Raw genomic sequence first — 14866 nt, 5'->3', positions numbered from 1 at the left:
CGCGCAAGCGCCTCGAGCGACAGCTTCTCCATGCGTCCAATGTGACCACCCGGCCGCGCAACCGTCAACGACACCGCCGGACCCGCGAAGGTCCGCGAGGTCCCTGGGGCCGCCGAGGGCCAGGCGTCGTCGCTGCTGGCCGGTTGCGCTCGCGCCACAGAGCAAGGCTGCGCAATGCCTGCCACGACACACCTGCCAGACGGTCGCCCCCGCCAGCCCGACCGGTCAGGACGGCACGATGCCGTACGCGTCCATGATCGTCTTCAGCTCGGCCGGCCCGGCGTTGGCGTCGATCGCCGCGTGCAGCTCGGCGAAGTAGTCGTCCAGCCCACCCGGCGTCGCGATCAGCAGCGCCGTGGCGGGGCCACCGACGGACCGGAAGACGTGCGGCAGGTTGCGCGGCAGGAACACAAACGACCCCGGCCCGGCCTCGAACCGGTCGTCGCCGCACTGCACGTCCAGGGTCCCGGTGAGCATGTAGAAGCTCTCGTCCTCGCGGAGGTGGGTGTGCCTCGGCGGTCCGCCGTCGATGGCGAGCTTCATCACGGTGAGGCTGCCGCCGGTCGACCGGCGGGACGCCTTGACGTCGGGCCCCCGGTCCGGCACCCCCTCACCTCGGCTGACGACGTATCCACGGGTGACGGGCTCGTTCAGCATTAGGTGCCTCCCTAGATCCGTTTGGCGGCGTAGTCGCGGAGGCCGTGCTCGAGCAGAGCGAAGGCGCGTTGGCCGAGTTTGCGGACGTCGGCTGCGAGTCGAGCGGGCTCGTCGTCGGCCGAGACGCGGCGGCGTACGTAGTCGATCAGTGTGCGCTGGACGCCCATCAGCGCGTTTGCTGCCACTTGCGCGCTGAGGTCGTCGGCCGGCGCGTGGGTCTCGGCGGCGAGCAGCCTGGCGAGCGCGTCGGTGTAGCGGGCGATCGCCTGCTGCTCGCGCGCCAGCAGCGCCGGGCTGGCGGCGATCATGCGGTTGACCGTCCGCAGCCGCTCGAGCGCTTCGGGGTCACCGGCTTCCAGCTGAGCTAGCAGGCCGTCAGACTTGAGCAGGTAGCGCTGAAAGGCGACGAGCGCCGGCTCTCCGGCGTCCCGTGTGCTGATCGCTTCGACCAGCCGCGTCCCGAAGGCCTCGAGCCGGGAGTAGAAGAGATCCTCCTTGGTCGGGAAGTAGTTGAAGACGGTCGCCTCGGCGACCTGCGCCTCGCGTGCGACCTCGGCGACGGTCACGTGATCGAAGCCGCGGTCGGCGAACAACCGCCACGCGGTCTCGGCGATCAGCTGCCGCGTCTGCTCCTTCTTGAGCTCGCGAAGTCCCACTTCTTCTCCCCCTGAGCGTAGGGTAGCACGAAGTCTAGTGATACCCTATGTTTAGGGTCGGACCAACCAACGCCCCTAGGAGGTCCAATGACAGCATTGGCTGACATCCTCGACCTGGTGCAGCGCTGGGCCGCGGCCGAGCAGCAGAACGATGCCGGGCTCCTCGACGGGCTCCTCGCCGATGACTTCGTCGGCGTGGGCCCGGTGGGGTTCGTCCTGACCCGCGACCAGTGGCTCGTCCGCTTCCGCAATGGCCTGGAAAACCGCGCGTTCGCGGTGGAGGACCCGCAGGTGCGCGACTACGGCACCGCAGCGGTCGTGGTGGGGGTCTTGGCCCAGGAGACGAGCTTCCTGGGAGGTGACAACTCCGGCCGGTTCCGGCTCACGCTCCTAGCCGTGCGCCCCGCGGACCGCTGGCTTGTCGCCAACGTCCATATCGGGCCTCTGCAGAACGCCGCCGGCCCGCCCTCCGCGTGACAGCCGTGCGCGGGGAAGTGGCCGGCAGCAGGACGGTCAGTGGGTTCGAGGAGGCGGAGGTGCGGTGAGGATGCGCGTCAGCATCAGTGTGACGAACTACTCGTGGCCGAGCAGCCCGCAGGGTCTCGGCCCTGAACTGGCGCGGCTCGTCCGCGCCGCCGACCAGACCGGCGTGGACACCGCGTGGGTCGCAGACCACCTGATCCAGGCCGACCCGACCGCTGCACCCGACGACACCGAGATGCTCGAGGCGTACACCACCCTGGGGTTCCTCGCCGGACAGACCGAACGAGTCCGGCTCGGCACCATGGTGACCGGCGTGACGTTCCGGCCACCCGCCCTGCTGGTCAAGGCCGTCACCACCCTCGACGTGCTCTCCGGTGGGCGCGCCTGGCTTGGGGTCGGCGCCGGATACCAGGACGACGAGGCGCAGGCCATGGGCCTGCCGCTGCCTCCGGTCGCCGAGCGGTTCGAGCGGCTGGAGGAGACGCTGCAGATCGCGGCCCGGATGTGGGTCGGCGACGATGCCGCGTTCGAGGGAAGGCACTACCGGCTGCAGCGACCGGCCGGCAGCCCCCTGCCCGTGCAGCGCCCCCACCCGCCCGTCTTGATCGGCGGCACGGGAGAGCGCAAGACCCTGCGCCTGGTGGCGCAGTACGCCGACGCCTGCAACCTGTTCGACATTCCGGACGGCGGCCGCACCGTAAAGCACAAGCTCGATGTCCTCGCCCGGCACTGCGAGGAGGTCGGCCGACCCTACGAGGCGATTGAGAAGACGCTGAGCACTCGGCTGGAAGCGGGCGAGTCCACCGATGAGTTCATCAGCCGGTGTGCGGCGGCCGCGGCGCTCGGCATCGAGCACGTGGTCGTCATCACCTCCGGTCCGTGGACGGCGGGCGCGCTGGCCACCCTCGCCGCGGCCATCCCCACACTGCGGGAGGGCTTCCCGTGACGGCATCAGCCTTCGGCCAGGCAGCGGGCCCAGCCGATGCGGTCACGACTGCCAAGCAACGATCACGAGCCCCGGTCAGCCACGCAGCCCGAAGACCGCACCTCGTAACCGATGGAGGATCCCATGGAAGAGACGGTCGCGCCCTGCAAGACAAGGTCAACGCGGCATTGCTGGGGTCGGATTCGATCACGAGATGTGGGTCAGAACCAGCTCAGGCTGACATCGCCACGTGGGCTGCCGGTGGCTCTGAGGAGGATGACGACATCGGCTAATTGCTGCGGTTTGGGGCATCGCCGCGGGCGCCTGGCAGCTGCAGGGGCGGCTGCCGTCTGAGGACGTCGTCCAGGGTGGTCGCGGGGATGGTGGGGAACCGGTCTCGGATGGCGGACACCTCGACGGTCATGTCGGTGGTGTTCATGACGACCGCGGCTTGGGCTTGCCGGGCGAACACCGGGGAGACGGGTCGCGCCAGCAGCGACATCGCGCGCAGCATCGGCAGCGGGATGTGCTTGATGCGGCCGGGTTTGCCGCTGGCGGTGATGAGCCACTCGGCGAGCTGGGTGAAGGAGAGGTTCTCGGGGCCGGCGACCTCCAGGACCTGGCCGCGTAGCGACTGGTCGTGGACGGCGAGGTCGACGACGGCGGCGACGTCCTGGGCGGAGACGAAGTTGATGGGGTTGCGTCCAGGGCCGAAGACCAGGGTCTGGCCGTTGTCGGCGACCTTGGCGCCGATGATCGCCTTCCAGGTCTCCAGGTAGGCGGCGGGCCGGATGACCGTCCACGCCAGCCCGCTGGCTTGCAGTGCCTGTTCGGCGGCGTGCTTGGCGCGGTGCAGCGACATCGGATGGTCCTGGGCCGCGCCCAGCACCGACACCAGCACCATGTGCTCCACGCCGGCGGCGGCCGCCGCCTGGATCAGGGCGCGGTTGCCGTCGCGGTCGATCGACTCGGGGCTGGGCTTGCCGGGGCCCACGAACCCGTGCACCGCCGAGATCACCGTCGCGCACCCGCGGACCGCCGCGGCCACCGCGGTCGGGTCCCGCAGATCCCCGGCGAGGGTCTGGACCGTGTCGGGCAGCTGCCCTGCGCGGGCCGGGTCACGGGTGAGCGCCCGAACGGACTGGCCCCGATCGATGAGTAGCCGGGCTACCTGGGCGCCCAGCGTGCCGGTCCCGCCGGCCACCAAGATCATGACCGCACCCCCGCCGTGTCCGCGTCGGCGGCGGTGGTACCCACCACACGGTTGGTATGGGCGTCGACGTCGCCGCTGGTCTGCTCGACCGGCTCCAGGTAGAACCGCGCCGAGGTGATGGTGGCGTCGGTGACGCCGAAGATGACCACCCCACGCATCTGGAAGGCGGCCCCGTCGGAGCGGGTGCCGGAGATGTCCCACTCGGTCCAGACGGTGTCGCCGTCGACAGCGGTGCGCGGCACCCGCGCGTGGAGATCGGGCACGCCGGCAAAGATCTGGGTCCAGTTTCGGCGGACCTGCTGGCTACCCCGAAATCCTCGCTGTGGATGGGCCGGCGTCTCGTTGAGGTAGTTGTCGGCGAAGCAGGTCACCATCGTCTCGAGGTCGTGGGCGTTCACCGCCTCGAGCAGCCGCTCCACCACCACCGCCGGGTCCTGGCCCGTTCGGTTCATGATGACCTCCCCGGGTTTGTTACACTAGGCTGTAACTGATACAGGAGCATGGAACAGATCTATGGCCCACGTCAAGAGCAAGCGTCGCTACGACTCCAGCGGCCGCCAGGCCCAGGCCCGCCGTAACCGGGAGACGATCCTGGACACCGCCCAACGGCAGTTCCTCCAGGGTGGATACGCCGCCACCACGATCGCCGCGATCGCCCGGGAGGCCGGGGTGTCGGTGGAGACCATCTACAAGGCGTTCGGCGGCAAGCCGGGGCTGGTCCGCGCCATCTACGAGCGAGGCCTGACCGGGCGGGGACCGGTCCCGGCCTACCAGCGCTCGGATGCGATGCGGGAACGCGAAACCGACCCGGAGACGATCATGCGCAACTGGGGCGTGCTGACCACCGAGGTCGCCTCGGTGGTGACGCCGATTCGGCTCCTCATGCGCTCGGCTGCGGCCACCGACCCTGAGATGGCGGCGCTGCTCAACGCCAGCGACGACGAGCGCCTGGAACGGATGGCGCACCACGCCCGCTTCCTGCAGCAGCGCGGCTACCTACGCCAGGGCGTCACCCTGGCCGAGGCCACCGACGTCCTGTGGACCTGCAGCTCTGTCGAACTCTACGAGCTGCTCGTCCTGAAGCGCGGCTGGTCCATGCCGCGATTTGCAGAGTTCGTCGCTGACTTCATGATCGCCACACTCCTCCCCAAGTCCGTGTGACCCAGCCAGGCCGTGATCGCCACCAGTGCCGACTCCTCTCCCGCCGCGGATGGGGCTGTTAGAACGCATTACTTCGCCCCTGACGGTCGACAGCGACTGCGAAAAGGCCGGTCCGCACAGCGCTCAGCCCTTGATTGCTGATAAGGACGAGGTCCCAGGTTCAAGTCCTGGCAGGCCCACCCCACCACCTGTGACCAGCGGAAACGCTGGTCATCCTCATGTCCGGGCCCGGCTGGGGACAGCGCATAACGCTTGGACAGCGCATCACTTCGCTCTCTCCCCCGGCGACCGGCTGTAGACGCGATCGCATTCAAATCGGCGCTCTACACCTGAGTCTGTTCTCCGGGATTACCCGCCGTACCAGCGCAAACACTGTACCGCTGAAGACCGCTTGGGCCGCTCAGCTCAGACGGTTCCCCAGACGCCGGAGCGGCGGTAGCCGGCCAGCATGGCGAGTCCGATGGCGAGCTGGGCCAAGCCGATGAGCCCCTGGAACACCACATACCAGGTTGGGGTGCTCGCGCGCAGGACACCGGCGAGCTGCAAGATGGCCACCGGCACGCGCAGCACCCCGAACAGGAAGGCGACCAGGATCAGCCAGAAGGTCCAGCGCCAGCGCCGGACCACGCCAATCGACAGCAGCGCGATGAAGGCAGAGAGCGCGATCAGGAAGGCGATCTCGGCCCACCGCACGCGGCTGGGCGGGAGCTTGAGCGCCTCGTCGTAGACGTCGGGCGCTGCTGCGAGGATCACGACCAGGCTGGCCCAGACGGTGAGGAAGAAGCCGAGGACCAGCGCCTGCGTCCGGTTGACGATCACGCACCTCCGATTCTGACGGTGGACTGCGTGCCATCCGGTGTACGGGTGGCCTTGTAGTGAGGCCTTGAGGCCGGCTCTCCAGGGTGCCCAGGGGGCCTGCCGGCCGAGGATGGCCTTGATGCGTTGAGGGAGACTCCTCACAGCGCCTGCCTGCACCTGGCGCGGCGTGGACGCCAAGGCTGGTGAGGCGCCCAGTCTCCTACCTGGTTCGTTCCGACTCCGGCCCCCGATTCGGCAGCCGCTGGAGGGGCAGGAGACGGCCGTCGGACAGGGTAACCCCGATGAGCACGATCACGGCACCGACGAAGAGGTTCCAGGTCATCGGCTCAGCGAGGACAACCACGCCCAACGTGACTGCCACGACCGGCACCAGGAAGTTGGCGGTGGAGGCGGCGGAAGCCCCCTCGTCCTGAATCAGCTGGTAGTTCAGCACGTAGGCGGCGGCGATACTGAGCACCCCCAGCACCAGCACCGCCGCGACGACACTCGGACTGAGTGCAATCGGCTGGCGAGCCACCACAGGCGCCGCCAGGCCGAGCAGCACCGCGCCCATGCCGAGCTGGCCGGCGGCCAAGACCAATGGCGGGACGCCGCGGCCGGTCACAAACCGGCGTGCGTACACATACCCCACCGCGTAGCAGGCCGCGGCCAGCAGGCAGGCGCCGATGCCGGTGATCGAGCTGCTGGCCTGGGGGCTGTGCCAGGGGGCGGCAAGCACGACCACGCCAAGAAGGCCCAGGGCAATTCCGGCCGTCCGCGGGAGCGAGATGGGTTCGGCTCGCAGGGCGACGGCCAGCAGGAGGGTGGCTAGGGAGCCGGTCGGGCATCGGGTTTAGGCGGCTTGCTGGGCTGGTGAGGGTTGGCGGGCGATGACATGGAGGTTGTGGACCACCGCAACCCGGCGCAGGTCGAACAGGTTCTTGCGCTGGCCCAGGTAGCGGGCGCGTCGGCCCTGCCAGCGGCCGACATGGGCCAGGGTGTGCTCGACCGCGACCCGCTCGCGCAGCTTCGCCCGTCCCAGGGGGGTCTGCTGCCGCTCGCGCAGCTCGGCCAGCAGCCGCTCGTCGGGGTGGATCTGCACGCTGCGCCCTCGCGGGCTGGTGGTGCACCGCTCCCGCAGCGGGCAGGCCTGGCAGGCCTGGGCGGGGAACTGGACCCTGCCGCCAGGGACAAACGACATCGTCTGCTGGTTCGGGCAGGTCAGCAGCCCCCGATCGAAGTCGAGGGTGAACGCGGTCTTGGCCAAACGGGGACCGTTGCGGACTGGGAACGCCTTGCAGAACACCGCAAGGTCCTCGGCGCGGCCGCTGACCAGGCTGCTGGGCAGGTACGCCCGATCGATGTGCAGCTCGCCGAGGGTGGCGTCCTGGGCGTCCAGGTCAGCTTGGAGTTGCTCGGCGACCTCCGCCTCGGGGACATTGGCGGGGGTGACCCCGACCGCTGGGACCAACTCGGTGTCCAAGTCGGTGAGCACATGCCGTTTGGAGCCGTCGATCCGCAGGCTCCTGGTCTTGCGGCCGTGGCGCATCTGCCCATCCTCAATCGAGATCCGCCGGTCTTTGGCCACCCCCCGCCGGATGCTCGCCACACCGGACGCATCGATGGTCACGTCCTGCTCGCGGACCTGCCCGGCCGCCGCCAGGCCCGCTGCTACCCGCGGGTCGTCCCCACCTGACACGGCGGCGATCAACTGCTCGACCTGCTCCACCGCGCCCAGTACCACCCCCAGCGCCTGGCCCAGGGCGGCCGGGTCGTCCCAGTCCAGGTCCAGCGCAGCCTGCAAGCTCGACGCGCCAAGCTCAGGGACGCCCGCCTGGGCGGCCAGCACCCTGGTGCCCTCCGCCAGCCCCCACCCCTGCTGGCGGGCCAACACGCCCAAGACCTTCCGCAAGGCGTGGCCCATAAGGTTGATCGTGTCCTCCACCCGCCCCGCGCCCCACAGTGGGCTTGAGTCCAACGCCGCCCGCAACCGCCCCGCCGCCACCCGACCGGTCGCCTGCCCGTACAGCGCCACGGTGCGCTCCACCAACCGCCGGTCCAGCCCATGCTCGATCAACCGCGCGCGGAAGCCGACCAGCGTCCCCTTGGCAAACGGCGCCTCGGCATGGTCCATGCAGTCCAGCACCAACTGCCAGCGCCGATCCATCACCGTGGCCTCGACCACCTCGTCATCGCTTACGCCGGTGTAGGCCTGCAAGATCGTCGCCAACGCCAGCTGCGCGGGCGGCGTCGGCGGCTGCCCGACCCGCTTGTCGAGGTACATGCCGGCCAACTCGGCCTGGAACGCCTCGTCGAACAACTCGTGGCGATGCGCACGCAGCCATCCAAACAGCTTGGCCCGGCGGGTCCGCTTGATCACCTCCCGCTCCAGCCGCGACGGCTCCACCGGCGGCTGCCATACCCCAGGACGCACCAGCCCACCACCCCTGTCACCGGGCGGGACGCCCTCGCCCCGCAGAAAGGGCAACCTACCCGATCCAGAAACCCGACCGGCTCCCTAGCGGGGTGGTGGCGTTCAGCACCCCGGCCAGGCTCGAGGCGATGTGCTGCTCGCCCCAGCTGAACAGGAAGTAGGGTGCGATGCTGCCCACTATTGCCATCACCGCCAGATGGCCCCAGAGCTCTGGGGACCTCGGCAGCCGCAGGCGTCGCAGCACCACCACGGCCACGAGCACCGCGGCGCCGGTCACGAGTTGACCGAGGACAATCTGTGCCGGGCTTAGCCCCCGAAGCGCGACCTTGATCCACAGGAACCCTGAGCCCCAGAGCGCCGCGGGCGCGCCCAGGCGGGCCAGGCTCTGGCGGCCTATGGCCAGGTTCCCTTGATGAGCGACCGCCGGGCCAGCAGGTAGCGCTCGTGCAGGTCTCGCGTCTCAGGAATCTCGGCGTAGTTCGTCATCAGGACCGCATCCAGCTCCGCCACTCGACCCAGGGTGCTACCAAACTTGCGCTCTGAGTCTAGTGCCTGGCGGCCGAGGGCGGCCGCGCCGAGCGGTACGCTTCGCGCGATTTTTTTGATTCGTCGCGTCCGCGTTCTTGGCGGACCTTCGGCCCGCGCCGCCTTCGGCGGTAGTCCACGCCGTCCCAACTATCCAGACAAACCCGCACTATGTCGAGGCCCTGTTGAACGAGCCGACGTCCGCTGCGGAACCGGGCCGTAGACTGGTGAAGCGCAGGCGACCGTTGCTCGACGCTTCTCGAGTCTCGCAGTCACTTGACGCGCGACCGTGGCGCACCGATCAGCTTGGAGCGTCACCAAGGAGTGATCCAGGGCATGAGCTACCTCAGCGGCACGCCACGAGCGCTTCCCGACCAGCCGGTTCCTACCATCGACCCCGAGATCGACCGGCTCGCCCACATGATCGTCGACGGGCTGATCGCGCGCCTGGCTGCCGAGCCTGCCGTTCCCGCCACGAGCCTGCTCGAGAACCTGGCTGACCAGCTCCAGCAGGCCGCGACGCTGCGCCGACTCAACGTCGTGCGGCGCATGCCGGCATCGGGGTCAGCCACCCCGCAGGCGGCGACCCCTCGTCGGGCCGGGTCGCAGCGTGGTTGACAGGAGCAGCCCGAGCAAAGGCACCTAGGGTCTGTTTCAAAGGTCATAGCCACTCGTTGATCGTGGCGACGAGCACGGTCGCCTCGTAGCGGACGCTGAGCTAGTCGTAGCGGGTGGCCACCGCCCGGTGCCGCTTGAGCCGGTTGATCCCGCACTCCACCGCGTGGCGCTCGCGGTAGTCCAGCTTGCAGAACCTCGGCGGCCGGCCACCACGAGCGCCGCGCCGCTTGCGGTTGCGGAGCTGGTCGTCCTTCTCCGGGATGGTGCAGCCGATCCCACGCCGGCGCAGGTAGGCGCGGTTGGCGTGGGCGCTGTAGGCCTTGTCGGCGCGGACCCTGTCCGGCCGGGTCCGCGGCCGGCCCGGGCCCAGACGCGGCACCCAGATCCCGCTCATGACCGCCGCAAACTGCGGGGAGTCGCCACGCTGCCCGGCGGTGACCACGACCGACAGCGGCCGTTGGCCCTGCTCGACCGCCAGGTGCAGCTTGGTGGTCAGCCCGCCCCGGGACCGCCCCAGCGAGTGGTCGGCGGGCTCGGTGTCGACCCCGCCGGGGGGCTCGCGCTGGAGGTCCCCCTTTTGCGCGCGCCCGCGGCGTGCTGGTGGGCGCGGGCGATGGTGGCGTCCACGCTGACGTCCCAGGTGATCAGCCCCCTCGCGTCCGCCTCGGCCTGCAACTGGGTGAGGATCCGCTTCCAGGTGCCGTCGCGCTGCCAGCGGCGGAACAGCCCGTAGACGGTCTGCCACGGCCCGTACCGTGGGGGCACGTCCCGCCACGGCGCCCCGGTCCGGGTCCGCCAGCGGATCCCGTCGATGCGCTGCCGCTTGGTCCACCGTGGTGGACGTCCGGGCTTCTTGCCCGCCGGCAGCAGCGGTTCCAGCCTTGCCCACTGCTCGTTGGTCAGATCTCCCCGTCCCATGGACGGAGCATCTCACCAGAGCCTCCGCCTTTTGAAACACGCCCTAGAGCCCCGATATTTCAGGAAGCCATGGAGTGTGAACGTCTTGGCCTGGTTCGCCTGCGCTTGCAGGATCGACGAGCGGTATCGGCTCGGCGGCCTTGCCAAGCTCGACAGGACCCACGATGCGGTCGCGACAGCGCCCGGTGCACGCGCTGCAATATCGAGTTGACGTGCCAGTCCACTCGGGGCTACAGTAAACCATATGGTTAAGTATTCTACGCTGGATCGCACGTTCTCGGCGCTGTCGGACCCCACGCGCCGCGACATCCTCCAGCGTCTGGCGCGCGGACCCGCCACCATCAGCGAGCTCGCGCACCCCTTCGACATCTCGCTCCCAGGCCTGATGAAACACGTCCGCATCCTCGAGGACGCGCACCTGGTGATCACCGAGAAGCAGGGCCGGACCCGCCAGTGCCGGCTCGGACCCGAGCAGCTGGACGACGCGGCACAGTGGATCCAGACCTACCGGCGCCGTTGGGAGGGCCGGCTCGACCGGCTCGAGGGCTACCTGGACAAGAAGAAAAGAGGACAGCGGTGAGTCACAACCTGAAGCTGGAGCGCCTGTTCGACGCCGCGCCGGAGGCGGTCTTCGACGCGTTCACCGACCCGCAGGCCCAGAAGGAGCTGTACGCCGATGCGCCGGACTGGATCGTGAAGGCCGAGTGCGACCTGCGGGTGGGAGGCCGGTGGACGATCGCGTTCGGGCCTCCGGGAACCACGCCAGCTCGCGAGACCAACGTGTTCCAGGTGGTCGACCGGCCGCGGCGCCTGGTCTACCGCTCGACGATGACGATGCCGGACGGCTCCAGCGTCGACACGGGCATGGACGTCACCTTCCAGGAGCAGGATGGCAGGACCCGGTTGACGATCGTGCAGAGCGGCTTCCCGACCGCCGAGGTCCGGGACGAGTTCGCGGGCGGCTGGGCCAGCATCCTCGACGGGCTCGGGCGCGTCGTCGCCGCGAGGGTCACGGATCGTTCATGCACGTAGTCATCACCCGCCAGGCCGGGCGGCGGGAGTGGATCGGGCTGGCGGTGCTCGCGCTTCCGTGCCTGCTGTATGCGATGGACCTGACGGTGCTGAACCTGGCGGTCCCACATCTCAGCACCGACCTGCGGCCCAGCAGCACCCAGCTGCTGTGGATCGTGGACATCTACGGGTTCTTGGTCGCCGGGTCGCTGGTCACCATGGGCACCCTCGGCGACCGCATCGGCCGCCGCCGGCTGCTCCTGATCGGCGCGGCGGCGTTCGGCGCCGCCTCGGTGCTGGCCGCCTGGTCCACCAGCGCGGGGATGCTGATCGCGGCCCGCGCCCTGCTCGGGGTCGCCGGGGCCACCGTGGCGCCCTCGACCCTGTCGCTGATCCGCAACATGTTCCTGGACCCGCGGCAGCGCACGGTCGCCATCTCGGTGTGGATCACCAGCTTCTCGGTCGGCGGCGCGATCGGGCCGCTGGCGGGTGGGGTGCTGCTGGAGTGGTTCTGGTGGGGGTCGGTGTTCCTGCTGGCGGTGCCGGTGATGGCGCTGCTGCTGGTGCTGGGGCCGCTGCTGCTACCGGAGTTCCGTGATCCCCGGGCGGGTCGGTTGGACCCGGTCAGCGCGGCCCTGTCGGTGGCCGCGGTGCTGGCGGTCATCTACGGGCTCAAGCAGCTCGCCCAGGATGGCCTCGGGTGGCCGCCCGCCCTGTCGATCCTGGCCGGCCTTGTGGTCGGGGTGGTGTTCGTGCGCCGCCAGCACCGGCTGGCCGACCCGCTGCTTGATCTTTCGTTGTTCCGCTCCCCCGCCTTCAGCGCGGCCCTGACCACCAACCTGCTCAGCTTCTTTGTTGGGTTCGGCGCCTTGCTGTTCATCGCCCAGTACCTGCAGCTGGTGCTGGGGCTGTCGCCGCTTGCGGCGGGCCTGTGGATGCTGCCCTCCTCCGGCGGGTTCATCCTCGGGTCCCTGCTGACCCCGGTGCTGGTGCGCCGGGTGCGCCCAGCCTTCGTGATGGCTGCCGGCATGGTGCTGGCAGCGGTCGGCCTGGGGCTGTTCACCCAGCTCGACAGCGCCGCCGGCCTGGCGGTCCTTGTGACCGGGTCGGTGGTGTTCTCGCTGGCGCTGGCTCCGGTGGACACCTTGGCAACCGACCTGGCCGTCGGGGCCGCACCGCCGGAGCGGGCCGGGGCGGCGTCGGCGCTGGCGGAGAGCAGCGCCGAGTTCGGCGGAGCGCTGGGCATCGCGATCCTGGGTGTCATCGGCACCAGCATCTACCGCAGCCAGATGGCCGACAGTCTCCCGGCCGGGGTCCCGGGCGAGGCCGCAGCGGCCGCGCGGGACACCCTCGGCGGCGCGGTGGCGGCGGCCGGGCAGCTGCCCGACCAGCTCGGACAAGCGCTGCTCCGGGCCGCCCGCCAGGCCTTCACCCAAGGCCTGCACTCGGCCTTCACCATCAGCGCCGCCGCCGCGATCGGTGTCGCCATCCTCGCCGCGATCCTGCTCCGACGCCTGCGCCCGAGCTCCGAGCCCCAGGCTCGACTCGATCCGGAGAGGACGCAGCGAACTGAGCGTCGAGACAAGATCCAACCAAGAAGTGAGCGGCAAGTATGAACGGTCACCAATGCCTCATCCGGCTGCATGATCGGCCGGCCCGGCAGATCACGATCACGTCATTTGAGCCAGAACCAGAACCGCTGCGGCCCGGTCTTCGGCGGTCTGGTGGTTGTCGGTGGCCGTATCCCTTGGTACGACCACCCCGTGTCCACCTTGCCGGGCTGCTGGGGGACGCCGACAAGACGATGCCCGCCGTGCTCTACGGTGTCGGGCGGGGCAACGCAACCAGGCAACGACTCCGTTTTGCCCGGTGACTACCCGCGCGCCCTCGCCGGTGTGCTCGCGCTGGTGTGGACGGGCGTGCTCGCGCTGGCCGCCGTCGGCCACCTCCGCGCTCGGGGCTGGACCGTCCGCATCAGGGCGCCGTAGGAGCAGCCAGCCCTGTTGTTCAAGGTATTTGCTTCCACTCCCGTAGCTCGTCTGGAACAACTGAAGGGACCATCCGTGTCGCACCACTTCGACAGCGCCGCCGACCGCGCCGACGGACGCATCAACCCATGTGACCTGTACGCTTTCCCCGCCGCACCCGACACCACCGCGCTCATCCTGACCGTCAACCCCGACGCCGGACGCTCCTCCCCGACAACCTTTCGACCCGACGCGCTCTACGAATTCGTCGTGGCCAGCAACGGTGGCACAAGCGAGGACCTCGCCCTCCGCGTCACCTTCACCGAGCCCGACGACAACGGGCAGCAACAGGTTCGGGTCCTCCGCGCCAACGGCCCCGCTGCCCACCACGGCACGGCGGGGACACCCCTGGGCGAGGGCCGCACCGGGGAGGTGTTCTCCCTCAGCGGCAACGGGCTGGCCTGGGCCGGGCTGGCCGCGGATCCCTTCAACGGCGACGGCATTGCCGTCGGCACGTTCCTCCAGGGCCTGACCGAAGGGCGCTACACCCCCGAAGTATTCACCGCCTCACCCAGCAACGCGTTCGCCGGCCGTGATGTGACCGCCATCGCGCTGCAACTCCCCAACACCGCCCTCGGCAGCACCCGGATCGCCCTGTGGGCACGGATAAGCCTCGACGGCCACGCCCCGCAACGACAGGTCAGCCGCATCGGCCAGGCAATGCTCCGCCCCCTGTTCTTCAACCCTCCCGACACCGAAGCGGAATTGGATACCCTGAACGCCGGAGCGCCGGCCGCCGACCGAGACACCCACGGTGAGCGGGTCCGCCGCATCGCCGGCACCGCCGCCCGCCTCGCCGGACTGTCCGATCCTGACGCCCACGCCGAGCGGGTGACGGCGGCATTTCTCCCTGACGTGCTCACCTACCGGCCCGGTCAGCCCGCCGCCTTCCACCCCGGCGATGGCAACGGGCGGGCGCTTGGCGACAACGCCTTCGACATCGCCGTCGCCGTTCTCGCCGGCTCGACCCTCGGAAACGCCTCCGCCCCACGCCAAGCCACCCCAGCGTTCCCCTACCTGTCCGCACCCCAACCGGCTGATCTGCCACCCCTCGCCGACTACTTTCGGTCTCCGCGAGCATCAACCCGATGAGACTCACAAGAACCACCAAACACCAGCACTGAGCTAGAGCCCGCTGAACGGGCGTGATCCGGCCGATCCTGTTTGCCGTATCGATCCGGTAGTTCGCGCTGCTGGCACCAGCGGGCAGACTCACGGGCATGCGCCCCCATCGGCACTGTTGCATTGAGCGATCACCCCGTCCGACTGCCTCCACTTCGCCGCTCGAAGACGACAGATCATCGGCACGGTGGAGTGGTTCGAGCCCTTCTTGGCGCCCTTCCATGAAGGAGAGCCTTCACGTTGCTGGGCTTCCCGGCGCATTCCGGCTCAATGCAACAGTGCCCACTCGCCACCCTTGAGGAGCAGGTCGAAGCGCAT

17 protein-coding genes and 1 pseudogene are annotated in these 14866 nt (G+C 69.6%); 9 read left to right on the top strand and 9 right to left on the bottom strand.

Annotation, left to right across the window (positions count from 1 at the left end; all coding sequences use genetic code 11):
* Window positions 1-225: 225 nt before the first annotated feature.
* Complete coding sequence (locus tag VG276_09100) at window positions 226-657, bottom strand: cupin domain-containing protein (protein HEV8649549.1); 432 nt, start codon at window positions 655-657, stop codon at window positions 226-228.
* 11 nt (window positions 658-668) lie between these two features.
* Entirely contained in the window at window positions 669-1313 is a 645-nt protein-coding gene (locus tag VG276_09095; GenBank protein HEV8649548.1) for a TetR family transcriptional regulator, read from the bottom strand.
* Window positions 1314-1400: 87 nt separating this feature from the next.
* Between VG276_09095 and VG276_09090 the strand changes: the two genes are divergently transcribed.
* Both VG276_09090 and VG276_09085 read left to right on the top strand, forming a co-directional pair.
* Window positions 1401-1790 carry a nuclear transport factor 2 family protein gene (locus VG276_09090; GenBank protein HEV8649547.1) on the top strand — a complete coding sequence of 130 codons (390 nt, stop codon included), beginning with the start codon at window positions 1401-1403 and terminating at the stop codon, window positions 1788-1790.
* Window positions 1791-1860: 70 nt separating this feature from the next.
* Window positions 1861-2742, top strand: a complete 882-nt coding sequence (locus tag VG276_09085) for an LLM class F420-dependent oxidoreductase (protein HEV8649546.1) — start codon at window positions 1861-1863, stop codon at window positions 2740-2742.
* 268 nt (window positions 2743-3010) lie between these two features.
* Here the strand turns inward: VG276_09085 and VG276_09080 are convergent, their stop codons facing one another.
* Both VG276_09080 and VG276_09075 read right to left on the bottom strand, forming a co-directional pair.
* Window positions 3011-3934 (bottom strand): SDR family oxidoreductase, encoded by a 924-nt coding sequence (locus VG276_09080; protein ID HEV8649545.1) that lies wholly within the window; start codon window positions 3932-3934, stop codon window positions 3011-3013.
* Entirely contained in the window at window positions 3931-4386 is a 456-nt protein-coding gene (locus tag VG276_09075; GenBank protein ID HEV8649544.1) for a nuclear transport factor 2 family protein, read from the bottom strand. The genes VG276_09080 and VG276_09075 overlap by 4 nt, the downstream gene beginning before the upstream one ends.
* 61 nt (window positions 4387-4447) lie before the next feature.
* Here VG276_09075 and VG276_09070 point away from each other — a divergent pair, with 61 nt between their 5' ends.
* Window positions 4448-5095, top strand: coding sequence for a TetR/AcrR family transcriptional regulator (locus VG276_09070; protein ID HEV8649543.1), 648 nt, complete (start codon window positions 4448-4450; stop codon window positions 5093-5095).
* A gap of 405 nt (window positions 5096-5500) precedes the next feature.
* On the opposite strand, the gene VG276_09065 is transcribed toward VG276_09070, so the two are convergent.
* From VG276_09065 to VG276_09050, 4 genes are all read right to left on the bottom strand, one after another.
* A complete protein-coding gene (locus VG276_09065) occupies window positions 5501-5914 on the bottom strand; it encodes a hypothetical protein (protein HEV8649542.1) in 414 nt (137 codons plus the stop codon).
* 199 nt (window positions 5915-6113) lie between these two features.
* A complete protein-coding gene (locus VG276_09060; GenBank protein ID HEV8649541.1) occupies window positions 6114-6632 on the bottom strand; it encodes a DMT family transporter in 519 nt (172 codons plus the stop codon).
* A gap of 114 nt (window positions 6633-6746) precedes the next feature.
* The gene (locus VG276_09055) at window positions 6747-8327 is read right to left on the bottom strand and encodes an IS1182 family transposase (GenBank protein ID HEV8649540.1); all 1581 of its coding nucleotides are present in this window, start codon (window positions 8325-8327) and stop codon (window positions 6747-6749) included.
* Between the two features lie 55 nt (window positions 8328-8382).
* Window positions 8383-8700: a DMT family transporter gene (locus VG276_09050; GenBank protein ID HEV8649539.1), complete on the bottom strand. Its 318-nt coding sequence runs from the start codon at window positions 8698-8700 to the stop codon at window positions 8383-8385.
* A gap of 488 nt (window positions 8701-9188) precedes the next feature.
* On the opposite strand from VG276_09050, the gene VG276_09045 reads away from it, so the two are divergent.
* A complete protein-coding gene (locus VG276_09045) occupies window positions 9189-9470 on the top strand; it encodes a hypothetical protein (protein ID HEV8649538.1) in 282 nt (93 codons plus the stop codon).
* Between the two features lie 103 nt (window positions 9471-9573).
* Here VG276_09045 and VG276_09040 read toward each other — a convergent pair.
* A pseudogene (locus VG276_09040) lies at window positions 9574-10388 on the bottom strand (IS5 family transposase).
* 244 nt (window positions 10389-10632) lie between these two features.
* Between VG276_09040 and VG276_09035 the strand changes: the two are divergent.
* From VG276_09035 to VG276_09015, 5 genes are all read left to right on the top strand, one after another.
* The gene (locus tag VG276_09035) at window positions 10633-10968 is read left to right on the top strand and encodes a metalloregulator ArsR/SmtB family transcription factor (GenBank protein HEV8649537.1); all 336 of its coding nucleotides are present in this window, start codon (window positions 10633-10635) and stop codon (window positions 10966-10968) included.
* On the top strand, window positions 10965-11420 hold the full coding sequence (locus VG276_09030; GenBank protein ID HEV8649536.1) for an SRPBCC domain-containing protein: 456 nt from the start codon (window positions 10965-10967) through the stop codon (window positions 11418-11420). Before VG276_09035 ends, VG276_09030 begins: the two co-directional genes overlap by 4 nt.
* On the top strand, window positions 11411-13015 hold the full coding sequence (locus tag VG276_09025; GenBank protein HEV8649535.1) for an MFS transporter: 1605 nt from the start codon (window positions 11411-11413) through the stop codon (window positions 13013-13015). Before VG276_09030 ends, VG276_09025 begins: the two co-directional genes overlap by 10 nt.
* 246 nt (window positions 13016-13261) lie before the next feature.
* Complete coding sequence (locus tag VG276_09020) at window positions 13262-13387, top strand: hypothetical protein (GenBank protein HEV8649534.1); 126 nt, start codon at window positions 13262-13264, stop codon at window positions 13385-13387.
* Window positions 13388-13462: 75 nt separating this feature from the next.
* Complete coding sequence (locus VG276_09015) at window positions 13463-14518, top strand: DUF4331 family protein (GenBank protein HEV8649533.1); 1056 nt, start codon at window positions 13463-13465, stop codon at window positions 14516-14518.
* Window positions 14519-14866: the final 348 nt, after the last annotated feature.

The sequence above is a fragment of the Actinomycetes bacterium genome (assembly GCA_036000965.1).
In the GTDB taxonomy this organism is placed as follows: Bacteria; Actinomycetota; CALGFH01; order CALGFH01; family CALGFH01; genus DASYUT01.
The sequence above is the reverse complement of the archived record's forward strand: the minus strand, read 5'-3'. Positions and strand labels throughout refer to the sequence as shown.

What these genes read in the sequence shown, in the direction of transcription:
- VG276_09100 (HEV8649549.1), bottom strand. Translation starts at nt 657, where the DNA reads ATGCTGAACGAGCCCGTCACCCGTGGATACGTCGTCAGCCGAGGTGAG.
- VG276_09090 (HEV8649547.1), top strand. Translation starts at nt 1,401, where the DNA reads ATGACAGCATTGGCTGACATCCTCGACCTGGTGCAGCGCTGGGCCGCG.
- VG276_09085 (HEV8649546.1), top strand. Translation starts at nt 1,861, where the DNA reads ATGCGCGTCAGCATCAGTGTGACGAACTACTCGTGGCCGAGCAGCCCG.
- VG276_09080 (HEV8649545.1), bottom strand. Translation starts at nt 3,934, where the DNA reads ATGATCTTGGTGGCCGGCGGGACCGGCACGCTGGGCGCCCAGGTAGCC.
- VG276_09075 (HEV8649544.1), bottom strand. Translation starts at nt 4,386, where the DNA reads ATGAACCGAACGGGCCAGGACCCGGCGGTGGTGGTGGAGCGGCTGCTC.
- VG276_09070 (HEV8649543.1), top strand. Translation starts at nt 4,448, where the DNA reads ATGGCCCACGTCAAGAGCAAGCGTCGCTACGACTCCAGCGGCCGCCAG.
- VG276_09045 (HEV8649538.1), top strand. Translation starts at nt 9,189, where the DNA reads ATGAGCTACCTCAGCGGCACGCCACGAGCGCTTCCCGACCAGCCGGTT.
- VG276_09035 (HEV8649537.1), top strand. Translation starts at nt 10,633, where the DNA reads ATGGTTAAGTATTCTACGCTGGATCGCACGTTCTCGGCGCTGTCGGAC.
- VG276_09025 (HEV8649535.1), top strand. Translation starts at nt 11,411, where the DNA reads ATGCACGTAGTCATCACCCGCCAGGCCGGGCGGCGGGAGTGGATCGGG.